This window comes from Geothrix edaphica (assembly GCF_030268045.1).
Classification (GTDB): domain Bacteria; phylum Acidobacteriota; class Holophagae; order Holophagales; family Holophagaceae; genus Geothrix; species Geothrix edaphica.
The window spans coordinates 402,119-428,526 of record NZ_BSDC01000002.1; the positions used below are offsets into that span (position 1 = coordinate 402,119).

Sequence of the window (26,408 nt, forward strand, 5' to 3'; positions counted from 1 at the left end):
CCGGATGTGGACAAGGTGGGAAAGATGCCAGGTTGGAGGCGCGCGCCGGGGAAGGGGACCGGTTCCGAGCAGCATCCTGCTCACGCGACCTACGGGTGGTTTGCCCAATTCTGGGTGACCTGGCCGGAGGGCGGTCGTTCTGGAAGTTGATTCCGGGAATTGAAACTTTTGTAAGCGGCCTCAGAGGAAGCGCTTCGCCTCGCGCAGGTAGGCCTTCTGCAGCTGGAACCGGTGGACCGGCCGCCCCCCCGTGCCGTACCCGGGCTCCATGCGCAGCACCTTGAGGGTGCAGAGGAACTCGAAGTACTTCCGCACGGACACCCTGGAGATGCCCACCTGCTGGCCGATCTCCTCGCTGGTGAACCAGGGGGAGGCTCCCTCCCATGCGGCGATGACCTTCAGGACCTTGTCGAGGGTGTTCCGGTCGAGACCCTTGGGAAGCGCCTCCGCCTTGCCCGCTTCCGGGGCCCGGCGGGCCAGACGCTTGTCGAGCTCAGCCTGGTCGAGGGCCTGGCCATCCCGGATCAGGCGGCGGGTCTCGCCGTAGCGCTCCAGGGCCTGCTTGAGGCGCTCGAACTCGAAGGGCTTGATGAGGTAGTCCACGGCGCCGAGCTTCAGGGCCCGGTCGATGGTCGCCGCATCCCGCGCGGCGGTCACGAAGATCACGTCCACGTCCAGGGCCCGCCGCCGGATGGCCTCCATGAGCTCGATGCCGCTCTGCCCGGGCATGAAGATGTCCAGCAGCAGGAGGTCCACCGTGTGGCTCTGCAGCAGGTCGAGGGCCTCGGCGGCGCTCCGGGCGGAGGCCACGGTCTCGAAGCCCGGCACGCGGCTGAGGTACATCCGGTTGAGCTCGGCCACCATGGGATCGTCTTCGACCAGCAGCACCCGGATCATGGTTCCTCCCCGGGGAACAGGGTGAACGTGGCCGTGAAGACGGCGCCGCCGCCCTCGCGGTTCGCCGCCACCAGCCGCCCGCCCCGCCCCTCGATGGCCCGGGCGGCCTGCCAGAGGCCGAAGCCGCGGTTCTCACCCTTGGTGGAGAAGCCCAGCGTGAAGGGCCGGGCGAGCACTTCCTCGGGCAGCCCTGGCCCGCTGTCCGCAACAGACAGGTGCAGGAGCGCTCCCTCGGGCCGGAGGGACACGTGGATCTCGCGGCGGGTGCCGTCGCCGATGGCTTCGACCGCATTTTCCAGCAGGTTGCCGAGCACGGTGACGAGGTCGTGGGAGGCGGCGTCATCGGGACAGGGAGGCAGCGAGGCGTCCTGGTCCAGCTCCATGAGGATGTTCTGCTCCCGCGCCGAGGCGAACCGGGCCAGCAGGAAGCCTGCGACGACAGGATCCTTGATGCGCTGGACCACGAAGCCCACCTCGTCGTCCAGGCGCCCCACCACGCCCGTGATGTAGGCCTTGAGGCGCTCGTACTCCTCCAGCCGCACCAGCCCGAGGATCACGTGCAGCTTGTTCATGAACTCGTGGGCCTGGGCCCGGAGGGCGTTGGCGTAGAGGCGGACACCCGTGAGCTGCTCCGCCAGCCGGTTCATCTCGGTGATGTCGCGGAAGGTGGCCAGGGCCCCGGTGATGCGGCCGTCCACCAGCACGGGCACCCGGTTCGTCAGGATCTTCAGGCCCAGGATATCGCCCTCCTGGTCGTACTCCGCCTGCCCCGTCTCCATGACCGTGCCGAGGCGTGAGCTGGGCAGGACCTCCTCCACCGGGTGGCCCACCAGCTCGCCGTGGCTGCCCGCCAGGGCGAACAGTCGCAGGGCCTCCTCGTTGACGATGGTGACCACCAGCTCCCGGTTCACCCCGATGATGCCCTCCCGCACCGAGTGCAGCATGGCGTTGCGCTGCTGCAGCAGGGTGGAGATCTCCTGGGGCTCCATCCCCATCAGGATCCGCTTGATGCGGCCGGCCAGGTAGGCCGCGCCCAGGATCCCGGCCGCGAAGCCGATGAGGCCGCCGAACAGGATCCGCTTCTGCACGCTTACGATGGCCCGGTCCAGCCCCGACTGGAGGAGGCCCACGGCCACGGCCCCCACCTGCCGGTCGCCCTGCCGGACGGGCGTGAAGGCGCGCAGGGAGACCCCCAGCGTGCCCTGGGCCACCGAGAGGTAGGCGCGCCCGCGGTAGACCTCCGCATCATCGCCGCCCACGAACCGGGCCCCGATCAGGGACGCGTTGGGATGGGAGAGCCGGAGGCCGTTCATGTCCATCACCACGACGTAGTCCACGCCCGCCTCGGCCCGGAGCCGCTCCGCCAGGGCCTGGATCTGGGCCGGCGGCCGCTGGCCCGCCAGGCCTTCGCGCACCGTCTCCGACTCGGCCATGACCCGGGACAGCAGGGTCACTTTGCCGCTCAGGGCCTCCCGCGCCTGCTGTTCCATCTTCCAGTCCACCAGGACGCCCGTCACCAGCAGGGCCAGGCCCAGAATCAGGCTGACCAGGAGGGTGATCCTGGTCCTGAGCTGGAGGAAGGGGCGCGTCCGGGGCATGGTAGGGACCATCGTACGGTGGAAGGCCCCGGAACGGCGAAGCCGTCAGGGGAATGGTCGCTCATTGCAAGCGGGGACCCTCCCCGGAAACGGCTCACATCCCCGTCATCAGGCGGTCCAGGTAGCGCGACTTCAGCTGCCTGGAGGCCAGGGCCTGCTTGAGGGGCGGGAGCTTGAGCACCGCGCCCAGGAGGGCCCCGACGGCGCGGTGGCCGTAGCCGGACTGCCCGTCCACCAGGAGCTCGGCCAGCTGGCCCCGCTCCAGGGCCATCAGGACGGTCCGGTGGGCGGTGTTGGCGGGCGTGAGCACCCGCGCCCGACGAGACTTCAACCGAATCGCGTCTTTCGCACAGGCCCGGACGCACACGCCGCAGCCCAGGCAGCGCTCCTCGTCCAGCTGGGCGCGCTTCCCCGCCGGGTGGTGGGGGTCGTGAGCCGACACGAGGCTGAGCGCCTCCACGGGGCAGGCGTTGACGCACCTGCCGCAGCCATTGCAGCAGTCGGTGGCCAGCTCCGGCAGGAAGTTGGTGGTGTGGACAGGCTTCATGAAGGCGAACCTCCGCGCGGCGATCATGGCCTCGCAGCAACAGCCGCAGCAGTTGCAGATGAAGCTCACCTGCTCCCGGACGTTCTCCCCGAACTGCACCAGGCCCCGCTCCCGGGCCTGCTGGAGCAGGTCGAGGCACTCGGAGGCCTCCACCCGCCGCGCCACGTGGTGGCGGGTGAGGGAATCCGCGCAGGTGCCGAAGGTCATGCAGATGTCCATGGGCGCGTCGCAGGCCTTCCCCAGGTGGGCCATCTTGTGGCGGCAGTAGCAGGTGCCGACGCCGATGGCCTTGGCCGAGCGCACCACCTCGCTGGCCCGTTCGTGGTCCAGGACCACCAGGCTGTCTTCCCGGGGCAGGGCCGTCTCATCCACGAAGACCCGGCCGACCTGGGTCTCGCCATTCGCGAACAGGGCCCGCACGAAGTCCTCCTCCACGTTCAGGTACTGGTGGAACAGCTCGGCCAGGGCCTTCTGGTCCACGTCCCCGCGCACCCGCATCATGGAGAACTCGAAGAATCCCGCCATGGGTGGGGGCAACACGTAGCGCGTCTCCCCGTCCTGCGTGAAGTCCAGCAGCATGGCCCGCTCCGCGAGGGCGTCCAGCGCCGCCTGCGCCCGGTCCTGCGGGATCCTCCAGATGGCGGCGGCCCGGCGGGCCGTGAAGGGGCGGATGGGGACCTGGGCCAGCAGATCGGCTTCCTCCTCGCTCACCAGCAGGCGGAGGATCTGGAACAGCCGTTCGGAAGGCGGGGCGCCCTGGGGAAAGCGGTTCAGGCGGGCCACCAGGCGCTCGTAGGTGCCGTGGCCGGGGTGGAGGGTGGCGTGGCCCATGGGGGATTCCTGCCGTCAGGATAGTCCCGCGGCCGGCCGACGGGGCCCCCCAGGTCAGGGCGGGGCTGGGATTCTTTCCCAGAAAAGCGACAATGGGACCTTCGCCCGGAGGGCCCATGCCGACCAGCCTCCACCGCTCCGTCTGCCCCTACGACTGCCCCGACGCCTGCGGCCTCCTGGTGACGGTGGAGGAAGGTCGTGCCGTGGCGGTGGCGGGGGACCCGGAGCATCCCTTCACCCGGGGGGCCCTCTGCCCCAAGATGAACCGCTACCAGGACACGGTGCACCATCCGGAGCGGCTGACGACGCCGCTCCGCCGGACCGGCGCCAAGGGCGAGGGCGCGTTCGCGCCCGTCTCCTGGGAGGAGGCCCTCGGGGAGATCGCCGAGCGCTGGCGGCGGATCATCGCCGCGCACGGCGCCGAGGCCATCCTGCCCTACTCCTACGCGGGCACCATGGGCCTCGTCCAGCGCAACGCCGGGCATGCCTTCTTCCATCGCCTGGGAGCCTCGAAGCTGGACCGCACCATCTGCTCGCCCGCCAAGAGCGAGGGTTGGGCCCTGGTGATGGGCGGCACGCCCGCGCCGCACCCGGACGCCTGCGCCACCAGCGACCTCATCCTGCTCTGGGGCATCAACGCCGCCGCCACCCAGGTCCACAGCCTCCACGCCGTGCGCGAGGCCAAGCGCAAAGGCGCCCAGGTCTGGCTCATCGACACCTACGCCCACGCCACCGCGCCCCTCTGCGACCGCGTGGTGCTGGTGCGCCCGGGCACGGACGGGGCTCTGGCCCTGGGCATCCTCCACCTGCTGGACCGGATGAAGCTCTGCGACGAGGCCTTCCTCGCCGCCCATGTCCAGGGCGCGGCGGAGCTGCGGGAACGCATCCTCCCGGACTACCCGCCTGAGCGGGTGGAGGCGATCACCGGCGTGCCCGCGGCCACGGTGCGTGAGCTGGCGGAGGCCTATGGCCGCGCCCGCGACCCGCACCTGCGCCCGGGGAACGGGATCTCGCGCTACGGCAACGGCGCCATGACCCTGCGCACCCTGGCCTGTCTGCCCGCCTTCGTGGGGGCCTATGCCAAGCCCGGCGGCGGCGCCTTCGCATCCACCAGCACCGGCGGCGCCTTCCCCATGCGCCTCATCGAGCGCGAGGACCTGCTGCCCGGCCCCGTCCGCACCCTCAACATGAACCACCTGGGCTGGGCCCTGAACGAGCTTCGGGACCCGCCGGTGGCCTCGCTCTACGTCTACCACTCGAACCCCGCCGTGGTGGCGCCGGACCAGAACGCCGTGCTGCGCGGCCTGGCGCGGGAGGACCTCTTCACGGTGGTGCACGAGCGGTTCATGACGGACACGGCACTGTTCGCCGACCTGGTCCTGCCCGCCACCAGCTCGCTGGAGCACAGCGACCTCTACCGCGCCTACGGCTCCTACTGCGTGCAGCGGGCGCGGCCCGCCGTGGCGCCCGTGGGGGAGAGCCGCTCGAACCTCGAGGTGTTCCAGGCCCTGGCCCGGGCCATGGGCTTCACGGAAGCGGTGTTCTCGCAGTCCGCGGACAACCTCATCGATGCGCTCCTGGCCGAGCCCCACCCCTGGCGGGCGGGCCTGGACGAAGGCCGCCTCGCCGCGGGCTTCCCCGTGGAGCTGGATCCGGGCGGCGGTCCGGATCTCCGCTTCCAGACGCCCAGCGGCAAGGTCGAGATCCTCAACCCCCGCGACCCGGAGCCCCTGCCCCGCTTCCTGCCGCCCCACAGCGCGGGAGACCCGCACCCGCTCCAGCTCGTCACGGCGCCCGCCGTGCAGGGGCTCAACTCCACCTTCCATGAGCGGGAGGAGCTGCGGCGGCGCATGGGCCGGATGGCCCTCCGGGTGAACCCCGCCGAGGCCGCGGCCCGGGGCCTGGCGGACGGCGGTCCGGTGACGGCCTTCAACGGCCTGGGCGAGGTGGCCTTCACCCTGGAGGTGACGGACAAGGTGCCCGCCGGGGTCGCGGTGGCCGAGGGCGTGTGGTGGCGCCGCTTCGCGCCCGGCGACCGCACCGTGAACGCCCTGACCTCCCAGCGGCTCACGGACCGCGGCGGCGGCAGTACCTTCTACGACAACCGGGTGGAGGTGCGGGCCGGCTGGTCGGGCGTCCTCCCCGTGCTCAGGGGCCATTCTTGACGCATCGTCAAGATAATGCCCTGCGCGCCCATCAAATGGCCCTCTTTTAGTGCTTCCCATCACCTCTTGATACCTGCCCCTCGCCCGGCCCGGCTCCTGAGGCTAGAGTCATGTCGTCCTGTTTTCGGCCCCTGAACCACGCCGCGGCAGCCTCGGGACAGGCGCAGCGGCCACCACCTTCAAGACCCCACTCGACCGGAGCTCCGGCTTCGCCTTCACACCCCCTTCCTCCCGGAGGAACCATGAGCCAGTACGTCAATGAAGTCCTTGAGGGCCTCAAGAAGAAGGCCCCCTGGGAAAGCCTGTTCATCCAGGCCGCGACCGAGATCCTCCACTCGCTGGCCCCGGTCCTCGAGAAGGAGCCCAAGTACAAGAAGAACGCCATCCTCGAGCGCATCGTCGAGCCCGAGCGCGCCATCGGCTTCCGCGTGCCCTGGGTGGACGACAAGGGCCAGATCCGCGTCAATCCGGGCTGGCGCGTGCAGTTCAGCAGCGCCATCGGGCCCTACAAGGGCGGCATCCGCTTCCATCCCAACGTCACCCTCGACACCCTGAAGTTCCTGGGCTTCGAGCAGATCTTCAAGAACAGCCTCACCGGCCTGCCCATGGGCGGCGGCAAGGGCGGCTCCAACTTCGATCCCAACGGCAAGTCCGACGCCGAGGTGATGCGCTTCTGCCAGTCCTTCATGATGGAGCTGTTCCGCCACATCGGCGCGGACACGGACGTGCCCGCCGGTGACATCGGCGTGGGCGGCCGCGAAGTGGGCTACATGTTCGGCATGTACAAGAAGCTCGCCAACGAGTTCACGGGCGTGCTCACGGGCAAGGGCCAGTACTGGGGCGGCAGCCTCGTGCGCCCCGAGGCCACGGGCTACGGCGTGGTCTACTTTGCCGAGGAGGCCCTGAAGACCAAGGGCGAGTCCATCGGAGGCAAGAAGGTGGCCGTGTCCGGCTTCGGCAACGTGGCCTGGGGCGCCGTCACCAAGGCCACCCAGCTGGGCGCCAAGGTCGTCACCATCTCCGGCCCCGACGGCTACATCTATGATGCCGACGGCATCAGCGGCGAAAAGATCGCCTACATGGAGGAGATGCTCCGCATCGACCGCATGTCCGTCGCCCCCTACGCCCAGAAGTTCAAGACCGCCCAGTTCCACGCGGGCAAGCGCCCCTGGGAGCAGAAGGTGGACGTGGCCCTGCCCTGCGCCATCCAGAACGAGCTGAACCTGGACGAGGCCAAGGCCCTGATGGCCAACGGCTGCATGGCCGTCATCGAAGGCGCCAACATGCCCAGCACCCTGGATGCGGTGGAGTTCTTCCAGGCCAACACCGGCAAGATCCTGTTCTCCCCCGGCAAGGCCTCCAACGCCGGCGGCGTGGCCACCTCCGGCCTGGAGATGAGCCAGAACTCCATGCGCCTGGGCTGGACCGCCGAGGAAGTGGACGCCCGCCTGCACCAGATCATGATCAACATCCACAAGTCCTGCGCCGATGCCGCCGCCCGCTTCGGCACCCCCGGCAACTACGTGAACGGCGCGAACATCGCCGGCTTCCTCAAGGTCGCCGACTCCATGATCGACCAGGGGCTTGTGTAATCGTCCATTGCTTTTCACCAAGGCACAAAAAGGGGGGCCGTCCGCGGCCCCCCTTTTTGTGCCCAGGCAAGTAAACTGCGGTGGAATCGAGGTCCCCCGCATGTTCAGTCGCGACTTCAATGAGATCTTCCACAAATACGCGACGGACAAGGAGATCTTCCACGAGCTCATGCCGCTGCGCACCCGGGAGATCCTCCTGGTGGCCCCGGCCTTCGACGCCTTCACGCTGGAGCAGGACGGCCTGCTCACCGAGATCCTCTTCGACGGCTACTACCAGCTGAACATGAGCAACCCGCCCCGGGTGACCAACGTCTCCACCGTGGACGAGGCCCTGGAGCGCTGCGCCAGCCGGCACTTCGACATCATCATCGTCATGAGCCGCCTGGGCCAGGGCGGGCATGTGGAGCTGTCGCGGGCCCTGCGGCAGGCGGCACCGCGGATCCCCATCTACCTGCTGCTCAATGACAACGTGGAAGTGGGCGTCATGGACCGGCGCCGGCAGGAGCTCCAACGCCACTTCGACCAGATCTTCGTGTGGAACGGCAACCCCGAGATCTTCATGGCCATGGTGAAGTTCATGGAGGACCGCGCCAATGTCCTCAACGACACCAAAGTGGGCCTCACCCGCGTGATCCTGCTGGTGGAGGACAGCATCCGCTACTACTCGCGGTACCTGCCCATCCTCTACAGCGAGATCCTCAAGCAGACCACGCGCCTGGCCAAGGACCAGAACATGGACCGCATGACGCGCACCCTGTCCATGCGCGTCCGCCCCAAGGTGATCCTGGCCACCTCGTACGAAGAGGCCATGGCCTTCTGCGACCAGTTCCAGGACTGCCTGCTGTGCGTGATCTCGGACCGCAAGTTCCCCAAGGACGGCACCCTGGATCGCGAGGCCGGCATCAAGCTGATCCGGGCCCTGAAGGAGCGCATCCCCGATCTGCCGACCCTGCTCCAGTCCTCGGATCCCCTCAAGGAATCCTGGGCCACGGCCCTGGGCAGCGGCTTCCTGAACAAGAACTCCTACACGCTCGGCGCCGAGCTGTCCGCCTTCTTCTACGAGCGCCTGGGCTTCGGCGACTTCGTCTTCCGCGATCCCCAGGGCGAGGAGATCGCCCGCGCCACGGACATGGAGGACCTGCGGGACAAGCTGCGCACCGTGCCCGCCGAGTCCCTGGTCTACCACGCCATGCGCAACCACTTCTCGTCCTGGATCATGGCCCGCGGCGAGGTCCAGGTGGCCAAGGTCCTGGCGCGGTTCCGCATCTCGGACTACCGCGACCCGGAGGAGATGCGCACCTTCCTCATCGACGTGGGCGACTACGTGCAGCGCATGAAGACCCTGGGCAAGGTGATCCCCCTCACGGACTCCACGCCCCGGGACGAGCCCAACATCCTCCGCCTGGCCTCCGGCTCCATGGGCGGGAAGGGCCGCGGCGTGGCCTACACCCACTCCATGCTCTCCCGCATGGACCTGGAGAGCCTCGTCCCCGAGGCGAACATCCGCATCCCCCGCTCGGCCATCATCGGCACGGAGGAGTTCACGGGCTTCATCCACCGGAACGGGCTGCGGCAGATGGTCCAGGACGACCCGGACGACGATGCCATCAAGCGGCGCTTCCTCATGGGGTCGCTGTCGCCGGAGCTGACGGCCAAGCTGCGGCTCTTCCTCACGAAGCACGCGAAGGTGCCCCTGGCGGTGCGCTCCTCCGGCCTGCTGGAGGACAGCCTCTCCCATCCCTTCGCGGGCCTCTACAACACCTTCTTCCTGCCCAACAACGACCCCGACCCCGCGGTGCGCGAGGTCCAGCTCGTGGAGGCCATCAAGCTGGTCTACGCCTCCGTGTACTCCAAGGCTTCCCGCGCCTACTTCCAGGCCATCGACTACAAGATCGAGGAGGAGCAGATGGCCATCCTCGTCCAGGAGGTCTCGGGCCGCCGCTTCGGGAGCCGCTTCTATCCCCACATCTCCGGCGTGGCCCAGTCCTTCAACTACTACCCCGTGGCCTACACCCAGCCCCAGGACGGCATCGCCAACATCGCCGTGGGCCTGGGCAAGTACGTGGTGGAGGGCGAGAAGGCCTACCGCTTCGCCCCGCCCTATCCCGAGATGGACATGCTGCCCCCCAAGGAGCAGCTGCGCACCACCCAGAAGCGGTTCTACGCCCTGGACATGAGCCGGACCTCCGTGGACCTCTACAGCGGCGAGGACGCGACCCTGCTCAACCTCGACATCCAGGAGGCGGAGAAGGACGGCGCCCTGCAGCACTGCGCCTCGGTCTGGGACTGGAACGACGACCGCATCCAGGACGGCCTCGACCACCTGGGCCCGCGCATCGTGAACTTCCGCAATATCCTCAAGTACGACCAGTTCCCCCTGGCCCGCATCCTCCAGCGCCTGCTGGAGCTGATCCGCGAGGCCATGGAGACGCCCGTGGAGATCGAGTTCGCCGTGAACCTCGATCCCGATCCTCAGAACGGCAAGCCCACCTTCACCCTCCTGCAGATCAAGCACCAGCTCATGGAGAGCGGGGACGTCAACCTCTCGCCCGAGGACCTCGACCCCGCCGAGGTCTTCCTCTTCTCCGAGCGCTGCGTGGGCAACGGCACCGTGGAGGGCCTGCGGGACATCGTCTGGGTGGATCCCGAGGGCTTCGACAAGTTCGAGACCCCGGCCCTGGCGGCGGAACTGGAGAAGCTCAACGACCGCTTCCGCCTCGAGGGCGGGAAGTACGTCCTGCTGGGCCCCGGGCGCTGGGGCAGCAACGACCGCCACCTGGGCATCCCCATCGTCTGGTCCATGATCTCCTGCGCCCAGGTGATCGTGGAGTACGCCATGGAGAACTTCCAGGCGGACGCCTCGCTGGGGTCACACTTCTTCCACAACGTGACGTCCCTGAACATCGGCTACTTCACGGTGCCCTACCCGCGGGGCTCCAGCCTCCTCGACTGGGACTGGCTCCGCCGGCAGCCCGAGGCCTGGCGCTCGGGCTGCCTGGTGCACACCCGCCTGGAGGAGCCCGTCCACATCGTCATGGACGGGCGGCGCAGCGCGTCGGCCATCTTCAAGCGCGCACCGGCGCCCCTCCCGGAGGAGCCGGAGGAGTTCCAGTAGGCGGGCGCCTATTTCGCCCGGGTGTACTCCATCTCCATGATCTTCACGAAGGCGCCATCCCTGCCCTTCACGAACATCACCGCGGTCCGGTGGTCTCGGTCCACCTGGGTGTGGATTTCTTTGAAGGTGGCGGGCTTCCCCGCCTCGTCGTAGCCCTCGAAGAAGAGCGTCATCTCCCGGCAGTCCTTGGTGCACGTCCCCTTGGACACGGCCATCCAGGTGCCGCCGTTGTCCACCCAGCTGCCCACGTGGGCGTTCTGGTGGGTGTCGTAGCCGAAGAGGCCGTGACCCTCGAACGTCTGGCCCATCAGCTCGGCGCGCATCTCGGACTTCAGCCACAGCCCGCCCGATACGAGCGTGTTGGTCTCCGTCCCCTTGGACACCATGGGCGGCTTCGAGGGGTCCATGTACATCTTCGCCACGGCGACCCAGGTGCCGGCCTGGTCCTTCATGGCCAGGTGGTGGGCCGTGGGCTTGGGAAGGGGGCTCTCCTGGGCCGACAGGGCCAGGACGCAGCCGAGGGAGAGGAGCAGGGTGCGCATGGGGGCCTCCAGGCGACCATGCTACGCCCCTGGAAAACCAGCGTCATGGCGGTTCCGCTAAAGTGGAAAAAGGAGGGGCCCCTTGATCCACCATCCCGGCAATGTGTTCGTGGTCTCCGCGCCGTCGGGAGCGGGCAAGTCCACGCTGACCCAGCGGCTGGTGCAGACCGTGCCGGACCTGATCTTCTCCATCTCCTTCACGACCCGGAAGCCCCGCCCCGGCGAGGTGGATGGCCGCGACTACTTCTTCATCGACGATGCCCGTTTCGACGCCATGGTGCGGGAGGGCGGCTTCGTGGAGTGGGTGCAGGTCTACGGCCAGCGCTACGGCACGGGCCGGGACTGGCTGGGCGGTGTGCTGGCCACGGGCCTGGACGTGCTGCTCGACATCGAGACCACGGGCGCCCTCAACCTGCGCCGGGCCATTCCCGATGCCCGCATGATCTTCATCCTGCCGCCCTCGGCCGCCTCCCTGGAGCAGCGCCTGCGCAGCCGGGGCAAGGACTCGGACGAGCAGATCCGCATCCGCATGCAGCACGCGCGGCACGAGCTGGAGCTGTACCACGCCTACGACTACCTGGTGCTGAATGACGACCTTGAACTCGCCTACCGGCAGTTCGAGAGCATCATCCACGCCACCCGCGCCAGCCGGGAACGCATGGCCCCCGTGGCGCAGAGAATCCTAGAAGGGTTCTAGGAAAACCGCCCTTCGCCCCCGGAACGGCCCGGGCGTATCCTGGAGACATTCTCCCCGGGAGCCTCATGGCCCGTTTCATCAAGCGCAATTGGATGTGGATGGTGATGGCCGCCACGGTGGCCGTGGCGGGGCCCCTGCTGGCCCGGTCCGGCGCGGAGGGCGCGCGCCAGCGGAGCCTCGAGACCCTGACCGAGGTCATGGACCTGGTGCAGAAGCAGAGCCCGGAGCCTCCGGCCCCCCGCCAGATCACCCACGCCACCATCCAGGGCATGCTCCACACCCTGGATCCCCACTCGAACTACATGGACGAGAGCGAGTTCCGGCTGCTGCGCGAGGAGCAGAAGGGCTCCTTCTTCGGCATTGGCGCCATCATCCAGCAGCACGATCAGGGCATCGCCATCATCAGCCCCATGAAGGGCGGCCCGGCAGAGCGCCTGGGCGTGCGCTCCGGCGACATCATCAAGGAGATCGACGGGGCGAACACCGAAGGGATGACCTCCAACGCCGCCCTGCAGAAGCTCCGGGGCGAGAAGGGCACCCTGGTGGAGCTGGCCATCCAGCGGGCGGGCCTCGCAGGCCTGCTGCGCTTCTCCATCCCCCGCGCCGAGGTACCCACCAACAGCGTCTACTACAGCTTCATGCTGGATCCCACCACGGGCTTCATCCTCATCAAGGACTTCGGCGAGACCACCTCCGACGAGTTCGAGAAGGCCGTGGCCACCCTCAAGAAGCAGGGCATGAAGCAGCTCATCCTCGACCTTCGCGGCAACGGCGGCGGCGTCCTGGATGCGGCCATCGGCATCTGCCGCCAGCTCCTGGGCCCCGACCAGCTCATCGTGAGCCAGAAGGGCCGCGACGGCCGGGACGAGAACCAGACCCGCACCAGCAAGGGGGCCCAGCTCGACCCCTTCCCCATGGTGGTCCTCATCAACCGGGGATCGGCCAGCGCCAGCGAGATCGTCACCGGCGCCGTGCAGGACCACGACCGCGGCCTCGTGGTGGGCCAGACCAGCTGGGGCAAGGGCCTGGTCCAGAGCGTGCTCCCCATCAACCGCTCCCGGGGCCTGGCGCTCACCACCGCCCGCTACTACACGCCCTCGGGCCGCAGCATCCAGCGCGACTACTCGCACGGCCTGGACGACTACTACAACCCCGAGGACGACAAGGATCCCAAGCCCCAGGGCCCGGCCTTCAAGACGGACCTGGGCCGCACGGTCTACGGCGGCGGCGGCATCAACCCCGACTATCCCCTGCCCCAGATCCGCCTCAACGAGTTCATGATCAACCTCCGGTTCCGCCACTCGGCCTTCTTCCGCTACGCCGTCCAGGAGAAGGAGCGCTTCGGCATCAAGCCCGGCGAGCGCGCCGATGACGTGGTGATGGCCCGGTTCCGGGCCTGGACCCAGGAGCAGAAGCTGGCCATCAGCGACAAGGAGTGGGCGGACAACCTGGAGGCCATGCAGGAGCAGCTCTCCATCGAGATGCAGAATGTCGCCTTCGGGGTGGAGGCTGGCTTCAAGCTCCAGTGCGTGAAGGATCCGGTGATCCTCAAGGCCCTGGAGGTGATGCCCGAGGCCGGGGCCCTGCTCCGCAAGAAGCAACTGCTCCCGCGCGCCGCCGCGACCACCGCCGCCACCCTCCGCTGAAGCGAGGTCCCCATGGATGTCACGCTCCCCGAGCACGTCGAGGCCCTGCGCCAGGAAGTCCGCAAGTTCGCGGAGAAGGAGATCCGGCCCCACGTCATGGCCTGGGACGAGGCCAAGACCTTCCCCATGGCCGTGGTGAAGCAGCTGGGCGAGATGGGCATGCTGGGCATCATCTTCCCCGAGGAGTACGGCGGCGCCGGCATGGGCTATGCCGAGTACGCCGTGGTGGTGGAGGAGCTCTCCCGGGTGGACGGCTCCGTGGGCATCACCGTGGCCGCCCACAACAGCCTCTGCAGCAACCACATCTTCACCATGGGCGACGAGCGCCAGAAGCAGGCCTGGCTGAAGCCCCTGGCCAGCGGCAAGGCCATCGGCGCCTGGGGCCTCACGGAGCCCGGCTCCGGCAGCGACGCGGGCTCCCTGCGCACCTCCGCGAAAAAGGAGGGCTCCCACTACATCCTGAACGGCACCAAGACCTTCATCACCCACGGCACCGTGGGCGACATCTTCGTGGTGATGGCCCGCACCCGGCCGCCCGAGCCCGGCCGCGCCAGCGCCGACGGCATCAGCGCCTTCGTGCTCGAGAAGGGCATGAACGGCTTCCGGGCCGGCAAGCAGGAGAACAAGCTGGGCCTCCGCGCCAGCGACACCTCCGAGCTGATCCTGGAGGACGTGAAGGTGCCCGCGGCCAACCTCCTGGGCGAGGATGGCGTGGGCTTCAAGCAGGCCATGAAGACCCTCGACGGCGGTCGCATCAGCATCGGGGCCCTGGGCCTGGGCATGGCCCAGGGCGCCTTCGAGGAGGCGCTCCGCTACAGCAAGATCCGCCACACCTTCGGCAAGCCCCTCGCCGACCACCAGGGCATCCAGTTCAAGCTGGCGGACATGGGCACGGAGATCGAGGCCGCCCGCCTGCTCATCTACCGCGCCGCGGGCCTGAAGGACCAGGGCCTGCCCTACGCCAAGGCCGCCAGCATGGCCAAGCTCTACAGCTCCGAGGTGGCCTGCCGCGTGGCGGACCAGGCCGTGCAGATCCTTGGCGGCTACGGCTACATCAAGGACTACCCGGTGGAGAAGTACTACCGGGACGTGAAGCTCTGCACCATCGGCGAAGGCACCAGCGAGATCCAGCGCACCGTGATCGCCCGGTACCTCCTTTCTGAATACTGACCGCCCGGAGTCCCCATGAAGATCCAGCTCCTCCTCCTCGCCGCAGGCCTGCCGCTGCTGGCTTCGCGTCCCCTCCAGGTGGACGACCTCTTCAAGGTCAAGCGCGTCGCCGATCCCCAGCTGTCCGCCACCGGCGCCCTGGCCTACCAGGTGGGCACCGTGGACTTCCAGGCCAACAAGTCCACCACCCATGTCTGGTACAAGCCCGCGGGCGGCGAGGCGAAGGCCCTCGACCTCGGCTCCGGCAGCCAGTCCCGGCCCCGCTTCAGCCCCGACGGGAAGAAGCTGGCCTACCAGTCCGGCGGCCAGGTGTGGATCGTGGACCTGGGCACCAAAGAAAAGCGCCAGCTCACCAAGCTGAGCGGCGGCGCCGAAGGCCAGGTCTGGAGTCCGGATGGCAAGTGGCTGGCCTTCCTCTCCACCACCGTGCCCTCGGGCAATGAGGCGGAGAACGCCGCCTATCTGAAGCGCCAGGAGGAGAGCAAGGTCAAGGCCCGCCATATCACCACGCTGATGTACCGCCACTGGAACGAGTGGAAGGATCCCCAGCAGGTGAGCCACCTCTTCGTGGTGCCCGCCGACGGCAGCGCCGCACCTCGGGATCTCACGGCGGGCCTCACGACGGACGTGCCCAACTTCGCCGATGTGGCCGCCGGCGACGGCTTCGCCTGGGCGCCCGACAGCAAGGCCCTGGCCTTCGAGACCCACCCCGAGCAGACCCAGGCCACCAGCACCAACGGCGAGGTCTACGAAGTGGCCCTGGCCGGCGGCCCCGCCAAGCAGCTCTCCGCCAACCCGGCCATGGACACCACGCCCCGCTACTCCCCGGATGGCAAGTTCGTGGCCTGGCGCGCCCAGCGCCGGCCCGGCTTCGAATCCGACAAGTTCGAGCTGTGGGTCATGGACCGCGCCACCGGCAAGGTCGTGCGCACCACCCAGGCCTTCGACCAGAGCTTCGGCGACTTCCAGTGGCAGGGCCAGGACCTGGTGGGCGTCAGCGACCAGCAGGGCCACGCGGACCTCTTCCGCTGGGATGGCAAAACCCTCCAGCGCCTCAGCAAGGGCCTGCACATCGAAGGCTTCGCGCTGGCTGCTGACCATGCCGTGGTGGTCTCCACCAGCCTCACCACGCCCCAGGACCTCTACACCCTGGACCTGAAGCTGGGCAAGACGGCCCGGGCCTCCCACCACAACGAAGCCCTGGCCAGGGAGCTGGACCTCAACCCCGGCGAGGACCTCTGGGTGGACACCCTGCCCCTGGACGGCAAGCCCACCAAGGCCCACGCCTTCGTGGTGAAGCCCGTGGGCTACGACCCGAAGAAGACCTATCCCGTGGCCTTCGTGATCCACGGCGGCCCCCAGGGCGCCTGGGCCGACAGCTGGCATCCCCGCTGGAATGCCCAGGCCTGGGCCGGCCGCGGCTTCATCACCGTGCTGCCCAATCCCCGCGGCTCCTCGGGCTTCGGTCAGGCCTACTGCGACGCCATCAGCGGGGACTGGAACGGCGCTGTGATGGCCGATCTCATGACCACCCTGGACGCCGTCCTCAAGCAGTTCCCCAACGCCGACCCCAAGCGCGTGGTGGCGGCCGGCGGCAGCTACGGCGGCTACGCCACCAACTGGCTGGCGGGGCACGAGGCCGATCGCTTCGCCGCCTTCGTGACCCACGCGGGCATCTTCAATACCGAGAGCATGCAGCTGGGCAGCGAGGAGCTGTGGTTCCCCCGCTGGGAGTTCAAGGGCTGGCCCTGGGAGAACCCGGAGACCAAGGCCCGCTGGCAGTCCCAGAGCCCCAGCAGCGGCGCCGCTAACTTCAGGAAGCCCATGCTCGTCGTCCATGGCGAGCTGGACTACCGCGTGCCCGTGGGGGAGGCCTTCCAGCTCTTCAACACCCTGCAGCTGCGTGGCATCCCCAGCGAGCTGCTCTACTTCCCCGACGAGTTCCACTTCGTCCTCAAGCCCCAGAACAGCAAGCTCTGGTACGACACCGTGCTCGGCTGGTGCGAGCGCTGGACAAAGTAGCCGGCCGCACTTCCCGCCATGAAGAAGGCCCCCGATTCGGGGGCCTTCTTCATGGTCAACCCTTCGGGATCACCCCTCCGCACTCGCCAGGGTCGGAAAGGGCACGCCAGGGTTCGAGGACGAAGGGGCGGTTGAAGGCCCTGGGATGGGGCAGTTCCAGACTCAACTCGGGGCCCAGGGCCCGCAGGTCTTCCGGCGTCGCCCACGTCCAGTTCCCTGGCGGTCCGTCGGCGGTGATGAGATCCAGATCAAGCGTTCGGGGCGCGTTCCTCCCGGCGCTGCGATCCCGGCCCTCGGCCAATTCCAGGCGCAGCAGGGCCTCCAGCAGGCGGCGCGGATCCGCCTCCTCTGTCACCAGGATGGCCACGGTGTTGAGGTAGGCGGGTCCGCGGCCGGATTCATCCGGCGTTTCCATCACCAACGGTGAGGGCACCACGGCCCCCAGGGTCCGCAAGGCCGCCAGGCCCGCCTCCAGGTGGGCCCGGCGGTCGCCGAGGTTCGAGCCGAGGGCGATGACGGCCTTCATGAGGTCACTGCTTCTTCCCGTGCTCCGCCACCACCAGCGTGCGGATGCCGCCGCGGATGAGGAAGTCGCCCTCGATGCGCATCCACTGGGGCTTGGTGGCCTTCACCAGGTCGTCGAGGATCTGGTTGGTGACGGCTTCGTGGAAGGCGCCCTGGTCGCGGAAGCTCCAGAGGTAGAGCTTGAGCGACTTCGACTCCACGCAGAGCTGGTCCGGCTGGTAGAGGATGCGCAGCTTGGCGAAGTCCGGCTGGCCCGTGAGCGGGCAGAGGCAGGTGAACTCCTCGGTCTCGAAGGTGATCGTGAAGGGCCGCCCCGGCCGGGGACTCTTGAAGGTGTCGAGCTGCCCCGTGGGGCGCGTCACCACGTAGGTCGGCAGCTGGTCGGGGAGCGTGGGCTTCGTGGACTTGGTGGGCTTCTTGGTGGCCATGGGTCATCCGGATGAAAGAGGGCGCGCGGCCCTCCAGATTACCCTCACCGGCCCAGGGGCATGGGCCTCAGGCCCACGGGCTGCCGGGGGTGGCGCGTGTAGGTGCCGGCTCCGGCGTCCCCCTTCGAGCCGAAGTAGCGCTTGGCGGCGAGGGTCTGGGGCAGATGGCGAATCAGATGCCACAGGCTCCACCGGTGCTCCCACAAGCGCCGCCCGAAGCGGTGGCGGTAGCCCTCGCTGCTGTAGAAGCGCTTGATGTGCCCGTTGTAGAGCTCCTCCATCTGGGCCCGCGAGGCGAATCCTTCGGGGCGGAAGACCGGGTTGACGCAGTTGAGCAGCCGCCAGTCCTCGATGAAGTCGCCCTCCGCGCCGGCGACACACTCGGCCCAGAGCGGCGCGCCGTGCAGGGGACTGAACTTGGTGAGGTTCATGTCGTCCAGGTCCAGGGAGAGGATGAAATCGCTGGTGCGCTGGAAGGTCTCCGGCGTTTCCCCGGGCAGGCCGAAAATGAACAGCCCCTTGGCCCGCAGGCCGGCGGCGTGGACCTTCTCCACGGTGTCGCGCACCGATTCCAGGGTCACTCCCGCCTTGTGCCGCGCCATCATGCCCGGATCGGCGCTCTCCACGCCGAGGCTCACCATGATGCAGCCCGCCCGCTTCAGCAGCTGCAGCAGCTCCACCGAGGTGTGGCCCGTGCGGATGATGCAGTTGAAGTTCATGCCCAGGGGCTCGTCGAGGAGGCGCTGGCACAGCTCGGTGATGCGGCCCTGATGGGCCGTGAAGAGGTCGTCGTAGAAGTTGATGTGGTGGACGCCGAAGCGGTCCCGCAGGTGCTTCATGTGGGCGTGGATGTAGGCCGGGCTGTGGAAGCGGTACTGGTGCTCGAACACCGTGCGGTCGCAGAAGGAGCAGGTGTAGGGGCAGCCCCGCGAGGTGATCATCGTGGCCCCGTACCGCTTCACGTAGCTGAAGAGGGGCAGGTGGTAGCCCTGGGGGAAGCCCGCCAGCTTCTCGTAGGCCGGGAAGGGCAGCTCGTCCAGATCGAGGATGCGGGGGCGTCGCGGGTTGGTGGCGATGCGGTCCCCGTCGCGCCAGACCAGGTTCGGGATCTCCGCCGGGGGCTTGCCCTCCGCCAGGTCCAGCAGCGGCCCCTCTCCTTCCCCGAGGCAGAGGAAATCGAGCTCCGGGAAGCTCTCCAGCAGTGGCGCGCCCAGGCTCGACGCATGGGCATTCCCCACCACGATGGGGAGGTCGGGCCGCGCGGCCTTCAGCAGCGCCGCCAGGTCCACGGCATCCATGAAGCCCGAGGTGGTGGCCGAGAAGCCGACCAGGTCGGGGCTCGTGGCCAGGATCCCGGCCACCTGGTCCTCCAGGCGGGTCGGGGCCTGGGGCCCGAGGCAGTCGTGCACCGCCGTGGGATGGCCATGCTGCTCCAGCCAGGCCGCCAGCGACAGGATGCCCACGGGGGCGAGGCGGTTCGCCAGCACCGAGAAATCCGGCTGGCCGGGAACGAAGTTGAACCCCGAGGGGTGGACGAGGGTGACGCGCATGGGCGGCCTTATTCTGAGCGCCTTTCCGTGTCCAGGATCACGAAGAGGGAGCCTCGCCAAACGATACCATTGGCGTGGCAATCGCCCTTCCTCCCTGGTATCCATGCCCTTCCAGCTCGGCCTCAGCGGTCTTCCAGGCCATGACCTCCATCCCTTTCGGCACATCCGGGAGAATGCCCGCCTGCACCCGGACGTGCCCCTGCCCATCGGCGACATCGGCCACGATGCCGCGGCGGTGCTGGTGCGTGGAGGCCAGGCGATCTTCGCCGTGGAGGAGGAGCGCCTGAGCCGCTTCAAGCACACCATGGGCGTGCCCCGGCGCGCGGCCCGGGCCTGCGCCGAGGCCGCCGACCATCCCCTGGCGCAGCTGGCCGCGGCCCACTACCTTGATCTGCAAGATGAGCACCTGGACCGCCACCTCCAGGCCACCGGGGGCGGCGATGCCCGGGTGGAAGAAGCCATCCGGGCCGAGTACCAGCGGACCCGGGAGGCCGCCAGCGGCTTCCGCGCAGACTTCCCGCACCTCGAGGCCGTGGATCACCACCTGGCCCACGCCGCCAGCGCCTACTACCTCTCCGGCTTCGAGCGCAGCCTCGTCCTCGTCATGGATGGCAACGGGGAATCCGCCTCCCTCAGCCTCTACCTGGGCGAGGGCCCGGACCTCCGCCTGCTCCACGCCCTGCCCGCCACCAGCTCCCTGGGCCTGCTCTACGCCTTCGGCACGCACTTCCTCGGCTTCGAGCCCATTGAGGACGAATACAAGGTCATGGGCCTCGCGGCCTATGGCGAGGGCGACGACACCTACCTGCCCTTCTTCGAGAACCAGCTCCTGTGGGAGGGGAACGCGCGCTTCACCATCCCGGCCCTGCTCAGGGATCCCGCCAGCCGCACCCTGCGCTGGAGCCGGCAGCTGGGCCCGGCGCGTCAGCCCGAAGGTCCCATCGAGGCGCGGCACATGGCCGTGGCGGCGGGCCTGCAGAAGGCCCTGGAGCGGGCGGTGCTCCGCCTTCTCGAGCCCGTCGAGGCCACCCACCGCACACGCCACCTCTGCCTCGCCGGCGGCGTGGCCCTGAACTGCAGCCTGAACGGTGTCCTGGATCGCAGCGGGCTGTTCGACCGCCTCTTCGTCCAGCCCGCCGCGGGCGACCCCGGCGCGGCCCTGGGCGCCGCCCTGGTGGCCGAGCGCCGGCGTGGGAGTGCCGTGCCGCAGGGACGGATGGCGACCCCGTACCTGGGACCTGCCTTCACGGCAGCTGAGATCGAGACGGCCCTCCAAGCCCACGCGTCCACCCTCGCGTGGGAGCGCCCGGAAGACCTCCTGGACCGCACCCTCGACCTGATCGGCGCGGGGAAGGTCGTGGGCTGGTTCCAGGGCCGCATGGAGTTCGGCCCGCGGGCCCTGGGCAACCGCTCCATCCTCGCCGACCCCCGGCGCCCGGACATGAAGGACCGCGTGAACCGGGCCGTGAAGAAGCGTGAGGAGTTCCGCCCCTTCGCCCCCTCCGTGACCGCGGAAGGCGCGGATGCCTTCTTCCACCTGCGCGGCCTGGATCAGTACGAGCATATGACGGTGGCCGTGAAGACCCGCCCGGAGCGGGCATCGGAGATCCCCGCGGTGGTCCATGTGAACGGCACGTCGCGAGTCCAGGTGGTGCGAGGCGAGGCCAACCCCCGCTACTGGGAGCTCCTCACGCACCAGGGCCGGCGCACCGGCGTCCCGATCCTCCTGAACACCTCGTTCAACGTGCGGGGCGAGCCCATCGTCTGTTCCCCCGAGGACGCCATCCGCTGCTTCCTGGGCACAGGCCTCGATGCCCTGGTCCTGGAAGACACGCTGGTGGTCAAGCGCGCCCAGCGGGTTCTCAAAGCCGCAGTCCTTCGGGGATGAACGCGTAGGGGATCGGATCGGCGAGGCCCGCCTCCTGGAAGCCTCGCAGGCGCAGGTGGCAGGAGTCGCAGTGGCCGCAGGCCTCCGTCTCGCCCTGGTAGCAGGACCAGCTGAGGTGCAGGGGCGCGCCCAGATCTCGGCCCCGGCGCACGATCTCGGCCTTGCGAAGGTGGATGAGGGGCGCGTGGAAGGCCAGCTGCGTCTCGGGTTTCGTGCCCAGGTTGGCGGTCTGCTCGAAGCTGCGGAGGAAGGCCTCGCGGCAGTCGGGGTAGCCGCTGCTGTCCTCCTCCACGAAGCCCACGAAGATGGCGGACGCGCCCAGCACCTCCGCCCAGCTCACGCAGGTGGCCAGCAGGTGGGCGTTGCGGAAGGGTACGTAGCTCACGGGCACACCGGGCCGGTCCAGCTCACCCTCGGGCAGGGCGATGGAGGTGTCCGTGAGCGCCGAGCCGCCGATGGCCTTGAGGGTGTCGAAGCCGATGATGAGCCGCCTCGAGGCCGGCACGCCGTAGAAGTCCGCGATCTCACGGAAGGCCCGCTTTTCCCGATCCTGGGTGCGCTGGCCGTAGTCCGCGTGGAGCAGGGCCAGTTCGTAGCCCTCGGCCTTCGCGATGGCGGCAGTCACGCAGGAGTCCATGCCGCCGGAGAGGGAGACGACCGCGAGCTCAGACATGCTTGATCCCCTCGGCCCATCGCTCCAGGTCGTCCATGGCGCGCTGAAGCCGCACGGCTTCGGCGCCATCCTCCGCCTTGGGTGGAACCTGGTACGGAATCCCGTACTTGATCACGCAGGTGGCGAAGGGGAAGGGAATCACCATGCGGTCCCAGGTCTTCAGCTCGAAGCTGTGGTCGAAGGCCAGACTCACGGGGATGATCCAGGCGCCGGTCTTGCGGGCCAGGGCCAGGGTGCCGGGCTTCAGCTCCATGAGCGGGCCGCGGGGGCCGTCGGGCGTGATGCCGAAGTCCCAGCCCTGCCGCACGGCCTGGATCATGCGCACCAGGGCCTTGGCGCCATCGTCGCTGGCGGTGCCGCGCACGGCGTGGATGCCGAACCAGCGCCAGGTGGCGGCGCTGCGCTCCCCGTCCTTGCTGTCGCTGGAGAGGATGGCCACGCCGCGGACCTCGCCCCGGTCGTTCCGGCGGTGGAAGGGGTAGGCCAGGGGCATCATGAAGAGGCGCCGGTGCCAGAAGGCGAGGATGATGCGCTGGTCCCGGGCCACGAGGTCCTCCACGGGGCCGAAATCCTCGCGACGCACCCGCAGGGTGTAGGACCAGAGCTTGCTGAGACCCGCCACCAGGAAGGGGACGACGCGGAACTGCAGCCACACGGACAGGGGTGAGCCCAGGGGCCGGCCCCGCTCCGCGATGGCGACGCGGGCGCCCATCAGGCGCCCCCCGGCAGCAGATCCTCGCGGCTGATGGGGTACATGGTGCCGCAGTAGTCGCAGCGGACCTCCACGGGGCCGGGTTCGAGGAAGAGGCCCGCCTTCTGCTCCTCCGGGAACCGCCGCAGGGTCTCGAGCAGGGCCTCGCGGGTGCAGCGGCAACGGTAGAAGATCTCCGTGGCCACCAGGTCGTCGGCCCCCTCGCCCTGGGACACCCAGGTGGCCAGGAAGTCCGGCGTGCGCTCCCAGAGGGGCACCACCTCGAGGCCCTCGAGGGCCTGGACCAGACGCGCCAGGCGCTCCGGCGGGCAGTCCGGCAGGGGCTCCACCAGCAGGCCGCCGGCCTCGCCGGTGCCGTGATCGCACCAGAGGGTGAGGCTGGCCTGGATCTGCTCCGACTGCTGCAGGTAGTGCTCCACCTGCACCTGGATACCGCCTTCCACCAGGGGCAGGTGGCCCACGTAGGGCTGGCCCGTGGCACTGGAGCGCATCACCTGGAAGACGCCCGGGGCCCAGATCCAGCCTGGAGCTTCCTCGGGTCCGGGGTCGAGCACACCGCGGATGGTGCCGTCGGGCCAGCTGTCAGCCACCACGGCCTTGGCCCGGCCCGAGCCCTTCACCAGCAGCTGCAGGCGCTCGGCGAAGAGCGTGCGGCCCTGGAGCAGGGCGGTGGCCGTGAGCAGCTCCGTGAGGCAGGCGCACGCCGCCGGCTCCAGGTGCGGATGGCCCCGCCGGACGCCATCCCACAGGGGGCTGGCGTCCACCGAGGAGAGACGGATATGCCGGTCCCGGGTGAGGGACTTGACCACCTTGGCCTGGGGGATGGATTCAGTCATCCGTTCAATCCCATCCGATCTGACGGCCCTTATTCTGCTGCACCAGCCAGGCCATCAGGGGCTTGAAGTACTCCATCATGGCGCGGGTGGAGAGGTCCTCGCCCGTGGCTTCCTTCAGCACCTTCCGCCAGTCCTCCGTGGCACCCTTCGCCAGGATCTTCTTCAGGAAGGCCCCCACCTCCTTGTTCCCGGCGTAGTTGCAGGCGCGGGGATCCTGGTGGAGGATCTTCCGCGCGATATGGTCGTGCATCTGGAACTTGAAGACCGTGGCCCAGCCGTAGCTGTAGTAGTAGGCGGGATTGTCGTTGATGTGGGTCTTGGTGGCGGCGTCGCAGAACTGCTCACCGCGGGGGCTCGGCGGCTCCACGCCCTGCAGGTCGCGCACCTGCTTCCACCACCTGGCGTTCATCTGGTCGGCGGGCATGTTCTTGCCGTAGAACTCGGCCTCCCACTCGGGCATGGTGCCGCAGGCCCAGTACATGAAGGGGATGGCCACTTCCAATGCGTCATTGAGCAGCACCTGCATCTGGTCCACCTTGTAGTCCGCCGGGAGCACGCCCGCGGACTTCAGGTAGGGGATCTGCCGCGTGGCCATGGCGATGAGCTCGCCCACGCCCTCGTGGAAGCTGGGGTTGGCGCCGTCCCGCAGCAGGGGTGGCACGTCGGGCCGGGTGTAGCTCATGAAGTAGTAGCCGTGGCCCAGCTCGTGGTGCACGGTCTCGAACCACTGGGCATTGGCCTCCACACTCATGAGCGAGCGGATGTCCTTGTCCAGGTCCAGGTGCCAGCAGGAGGCGTGGCTGTTCTTCTTGCGGGGATCGCCGGCCTTCACGGGGTAGAGGTCGGACTTGGCCCAGAAGCTCGCGGGCAGCGGATCGAAGCCCAGCCCCGTGTAGAAGGCCTCGGCGGTCTTCACCACGCGCTCGGGCTGCCAGCCCTTGAAGTAGGGGTCGAAGTCCACGGCGCTGACGAAGCCGGTCCAGTTCTGGCTCCAGCGGTTGTTGATCCAGTGGGCCGGGATGGCCTTGGGCACGGGCTGGCCGTACTTCTTGGCCATCTCGTACTTCACCCAGGTGTGCAGCTGGAGGTAGAGGGGCTTCAGCTCCGCCAGGAACTTCCGGTTGAAGGCCATCATCTCGTCGGTGGTCAGGCCGTAGCGGGCCACCTGGAGGGCGAAGTAGTCGGGGTAGCCCAGCTCCCGGGCCACGCCGTTGCGGAGGTCGCGCAGGCGCACCAGGCCGTCCTTCAGGGGGGCGCCGATCTCCTTGCTGGCCTCCCACCACATCCGGCGCTCGGCCAGGTCGCGGCTGGCGGTGAGCTTGTTGTCGATGTCGTTGGCGGAGACCGGGCGGCCTCCGACCTTGAACTGGAAGCCGTTCATGAGCGACACCTGGCGAGTCTCCGCCTCGATGCGCGCGGCCACGAGCTCTGGCCGGGTCATCGGCCCTTCGGCGCCGTAGGGCATGAGCAACACCCGCTCCAGCTGGCGCACGGTCTTCTCGTCGAGCTGGGTGCGATGCTTCAGCAGCTCCTTGGCCTCGGTGATGACCATGGGGTTGCCGTTGAAGGCGGCGAAGGCCTTGCCGGCCCACTCGGCGGCGGCATCATGCTCGGGCTTCACGTCCGTGGCGGCGGCCCAGGTGGCTTCCTGGCTCACGTAGTAGAGGGACTGGTAGCCGGCGTTCACCAGCTTGAGGAACCGGTCGGCCCGCTCCTGCACGGGCGCGAGGGCCTGGGCCATGAGGGGGATGCCGAGGATGAGAGCGGGAAGGAGGCGCATGGGGGCTCCGGGGAACCCTCTATTGTGCCTTCGGGACGGGGGGCCCGTCAGCAGGGGAGGAGGACGCTGAAGTTCGAGCCGAAGCCCACCTGGCTCTGGGCGCGGATCTGGCCCCGGTGCGCGGCCACCAGGCGCTGGACGATGGCGAGGCCCAGACCCACCCCCTGGCTGGCATCGCTGCGTTCGGTCTGCCGGAAGGGGTCGAAGATGAACGGGAGGTCCCCCGCCGGGATGCCCCGCCCCGTGTCGACCACGGACAGGCGGAGGAAGCGCAGGCCGGCCTCCACCCCGGACCCGAACTCGATCCCGGTCTCCACCCGCACGGCCCCGCCCCGCGGCGTGAACTTGAAGGCGTTGTCCACCAGGTTCACCAGGACGCGGTCCAGCTTCTGCTGGTCGCCGAGGATCCGGGGCAGGCCCTCGGATATGGCCAGCTGGAACTCCACGCCGGCCGAGGCCGCCCGCAGCTGGTACGGAGCCAGCAGGGTCGCCAGCCAGGGGGTCGGGTCGATCTCCCCGAACTCGATGGGGATCTGCCCGGTGTCGCTGCGGTAGATCTCCAGCATCTCGTCCAGCAGGGTCTTGATCCGCGCACAGGAGGCTTCGGCCTTGTCCAGCGCCCCATCGCTGGTGGAGCTTCCGCCCCGCAGCTTTTCCAGGACGAGCCCGATCACGGTGAGGGGGGAGCGGAGGTCGTGGATCAGCATGGTGGTGAAGTTGGTCTTGAGGGTGTTGACCTCCTTCAGCTTGAGGTTGGCATCCGCCAGGTTCTGGTTCTGGATCTCCAACTCCCGCTGAAGCCGGCCCAGGTTCACCTGGTGCTCGACCCGCACCAGCACCTCCTCGGCGCTGAAGGGCTTGGTCACGTAGTCGCGCCCTCCCACCTTGAAGGCCTTCACCTTGTCGAGGGGATCGTCCAGGGCGCTGATGAAGATGATGGGGATGCGGACCAGCGCGGGGTCCTTCTTGAAGGCCTCGCAGGTCTCGTAGCCGTCCATCCCCGGCATGTTCACGTCGAGCATCACCAGTTCAGGCGGATGACGGCGGGCGGCCTCCAGGGCCATGGCGCCGGAGGGCACGGCCCGCACCCGGTACTGCCGCTCCCGCAGCACCGCGCCCAGCAGGTCGAGGTTGGCCGGATTGTCGTCCACGATGAGGATGTCGCCCTGCGGTACCAGCATGCCGATCTCCGAT

At 68.8% G+C, this 26,408-nt stretch carries 20 protein-coding genes; 8 read left to right on the top strand and 12 right to left on the bottom strand.

Going from position 1 to position 26,408, the window contains the following annotated elements; genetic code table 11:
* Positions 1-180: 180 nt before the first annotated feature.
* From QSJ30_RS09655 to QSJ30_RS09665, 3 genes are all read right to left on the bottom strand, one after another.
* A complete protein-coding gene (locus tag QSJ30_RS09655; protein WP_285608752.1) occupies positions 181-897 on the bottom strand; it encodes a response regulator in 717 nt (238 codons plus the stop codon).
* A complete protein-coding gene (gene dcuS / locus QSJ30_RS09660; protein WP_285608753.1) occupies positions 894-2,495 on the bottom strand; it encodes a DcuS/MalK family sensor histidine kinase in 1,602 nt (533 codons plus the stop codon). Before dcuS ends, QSJ30_RS09655 begins: the two co-directional genes overlap by 4 nt.
* A gap of 94 nt (positions 2,496-2,589) precedes the next feature.
* On the bottom strand, positions 2,590-3,873 hold the full coding sequence (locus tag QSJ30_RS09665; RefSeq protein WP_285608754.1) for a 4Fe-4S dicluster domain-containing protein: 1,284 nt from the start codon (positions 3,871-3,873) through the stop codon (positions 2,590-2,592).
* A 116-nt stretch (positions 3,874-3,989) separates the two neighbouring features.
* Between QSJ30_RS09665 and QSJ30_RS09670 the strand changes: the two genes are divergently transcribed.
* From QSJ30_RS09670 to QSJ30_RS09680, 3 genes are all read left to right on the top strand, one after another.
* Entirely contained in the window at positions 3,990-6,038 is a 2,049-nt protein-coding gene (locus tag QSJ30_RS09670; RefSeq protein ID WP_285608755.1) for a molybdopterin oxidoreductase family protein, read from the top strand.
* A 242-nt stretch (positions 6,039-6,280) separates the two neighbouring features.
* Positions 6,281-7,630, top strand: a complete 1,350-nt coding sequence (gene gdhA / locus QSJ30_RS09675) for an NADP-specific glutamate dehydrogenase (protein WP_285608756.1) — start codon at positions 6,281-6,283, stop codon at positions 7,628-7,630.
* Positions 7,631-7,730: 100 nt separating this feature from the next.
* On the top strand, positions 7,731-10,745 hold the full coding sequence (locus tag QSJ30_RS09680; RefSeq protein WP_285608757.1) for a PEP/pyruvate-binding domain-containing protein: 3,015 nt from the start codon (positions 7,731-7,733) through the stop codon (positions 10,743-10,745).
* Positions 10,746-10,753: 8 nt separating this feature from the next.
* On the opposite strand, the gene QSJ30_RS09685 is transcribed toward QSJ30_RS09680, so the two are convergent.
* Positions 10,754-11,287 carry a DUF1579 domain-containing protein gene (locus QSJ30_RS09685; protein ID WP_285608758.1) on the bottom strand — a complete coding sequence of 178 codons (534 nt, stop codon included), beginning with the start codon at positions 11,285-11,287 and terminating at the stop codon, positions 10,754-10,756.
* A gap of 82 nt (positions 11,288-11,369) precedes the next feature.
* Here QSJ30_RS09685 and gmk point away from each other — a divergent pair, with 82 nt between their 5' ends.
* The 4 genes from gmk (at position 11,370) to QSJ30_RS09705 (ending at position 16,822) form a co-directional block, all read left to right on the top strand.
* The gene (gmk, locus tag QSJ30_RS09690) at positions 11,370-11,984 is read left to right on the top strand and encodes a guanylate kinase (protein ID WP_285608759.1); all 615 of its coding nucleotides are present in this window, start codon (positions 11,370-11,372) and stop codon (positions 11,982-11,984) included.
* 65 nt (positions 11,985-12,049) lie between these two features.
* Positions 12,050-13,630: a S41 family peptidase gene (locus QSJ30_RS09695; protein WP_285608760.1), complete on the top strand. Its 1,581-nt coding sequence runs from the start codon at positions 12,050-12,052 to the stop codon at positions 13,628-13,630.
* Positions 13,631-13,642: 12 nt separating this feature from the next.
* Positions 13,643-14,800: an acyl-CoA dehydrogenase family protein gene (locus tag QSJ30_RS09700; RefSeq protein ID WP_285608761.1), complete on the top strand. Its 1,158-nt coding sequence runs from the start codon at positions 13,643-13,645 to the stop codon at positions 14,798-14,800.
* Positions 14,801-14,815: 15 nt separating this feature from the next.
* Complete coding sequence (locus tag QSJ30_RS09705; RefSeq protein ID WP_285608762.1) at positions 14,816-16,822, top strand: dipeptidyl-peptidase 5; 2,007 nt, start codon at positions 14,816-14,818, stop codon at positions 16,820-16,822.
* 55 nt (positions 16,823-16,877) lie between these two features.
* Here QSJ30_RS09705 and folK read toward each other — a convergent pair whose 3' ends face one another.
* From folK to QSJ30_RS09720, 3 genes are all read right to left on the bottom strand, one after another.
* Positions 16,878-17,348: a 2-amino-4-hydroxy-6-hydroxymethyldihydropteridine diphosphokinase gene (folK, locus tag QSJ30_RS09710; RefSeq protein WP_285608763.1), complete on the bottom strand. Its 471-nt coding sequence runs from the start codon at positions 17,346-17,348 to the stop codon at positions 16,878-16,880.
* 4 nt (positions 17,349-17,352) lie between these two features.
* A complete protein-coding gene (queF, locus tag QSJ30_RS09715) occupies positions 17,353-17,712 on the bottom strand; it encodes a preQ(1) synthase (RefSeq protein ID WP_420798782.1) in 360 nt (119 codons plus the stop codon).
* A gap of 107 nt (positions 17,713-17,819) precedes the next feature.
* Positions 17,820-19,325: a B12-binding domain-containing radical SAM protein gene (locus QSJ30_RS09720; protein WP_285608765.1), complete on the bottom strand. Its 1,506-nt coding sequence runs from the start codon at positions 19,323-19,325 to the stop codon at positions 17,820-17,822.
* 103 nt (positions 19,326-19,428) lie between these two features.
* Here QSJ30_RS09720 and QSJ30_RS09725 point away from each other — a divergent pair, with 103 nt between their 5' ends.
* Positions 19,429-21,213, top strand: coding sequence for a carbamoyltransferase family protein (locus tag QSJ30_RS09725; protein ID WP_285608766.1), 1,785 nt, complete (start codon positions 19,429-19,431; stop codon positions 21,211-21,213).
* Here QSJ30_RS09725 and queC read toward each other — a convergent pair.
* Genes queC through QSJ30_RS09750 form a run of 5 tightly spaced genes read right to left on the bottom strand, consistent with a single transcriptional unit; the run spans position 21,188 to position 26,395 of the window.
* A complete protein-coding gene (queC, locus tag QSJ30_RS09730; protein ID WP_285608767.1) occupies positions 21,188-21,886 on the bottom strand; it encodes a 7-cyano-7-deazaguanine synthase QueC in 699 nt (232 codons plus the stop codon). The genes QSJ30_RS09725 and queC overlap by 26 nt on opposite strands.
* Complete coding sequence (locus tag QSJ30_RS09735) at positions 21,879-22,598, bottom strand: lysophospholipid acyltransferase family protein (RefSeq protein WP_285608768.1); 720 nt, start codon at positions 22,596-22,598, stop codon at positions 21,879-21,881. Before QSJ30_RS09735 ends, queC begins: the two co-directional genes overlap by 8 nt.
* Positions 22,598-23,434, bottom strand: a complete 837-nt coding sequence (locus QSJ30_RS09740; RefSeq protein ID WP_285608769.1) for an Hsp33 family molecular chaperone HslO — start codon at positions 23,432-23,434, stop codon at positions 22,598-22,600. Before QSJ30_RS09740 ends, QSJ30_RS09735 begins: the two co-directional genes overlap by 1 nt.
* A 4-nt stretch (positions 23,435-23,438) precedes the next feature.
* Complete coding sequence (locus QSJ30_RS09745; protein ID WP_285608770.1) at positions 23,439-25,214, bottom strand: M2 family metallopeptidase; 1,776 nt, start codon at positions 25,212-25,214, stop codon at positions 23,439-23,441.
* Between the two features lie 47 nt (positions 25,215-25,261).
* The gene (locus tag QSJ30_RS09750; RefSeq protein ID WP_285608771.1) at positions 25,262-26,395 is read right to left on the bottom strand and encodes a hybrid sensor histidine kinase/response regulator; all 1,134 of its coding nucleotides are present in this window, start codon (positions 26,393-26,395) and stop codon (positions 25,262-25,264) included.
* Positions 26,396-26,408 lie beyond the last annotated feature (13 nt).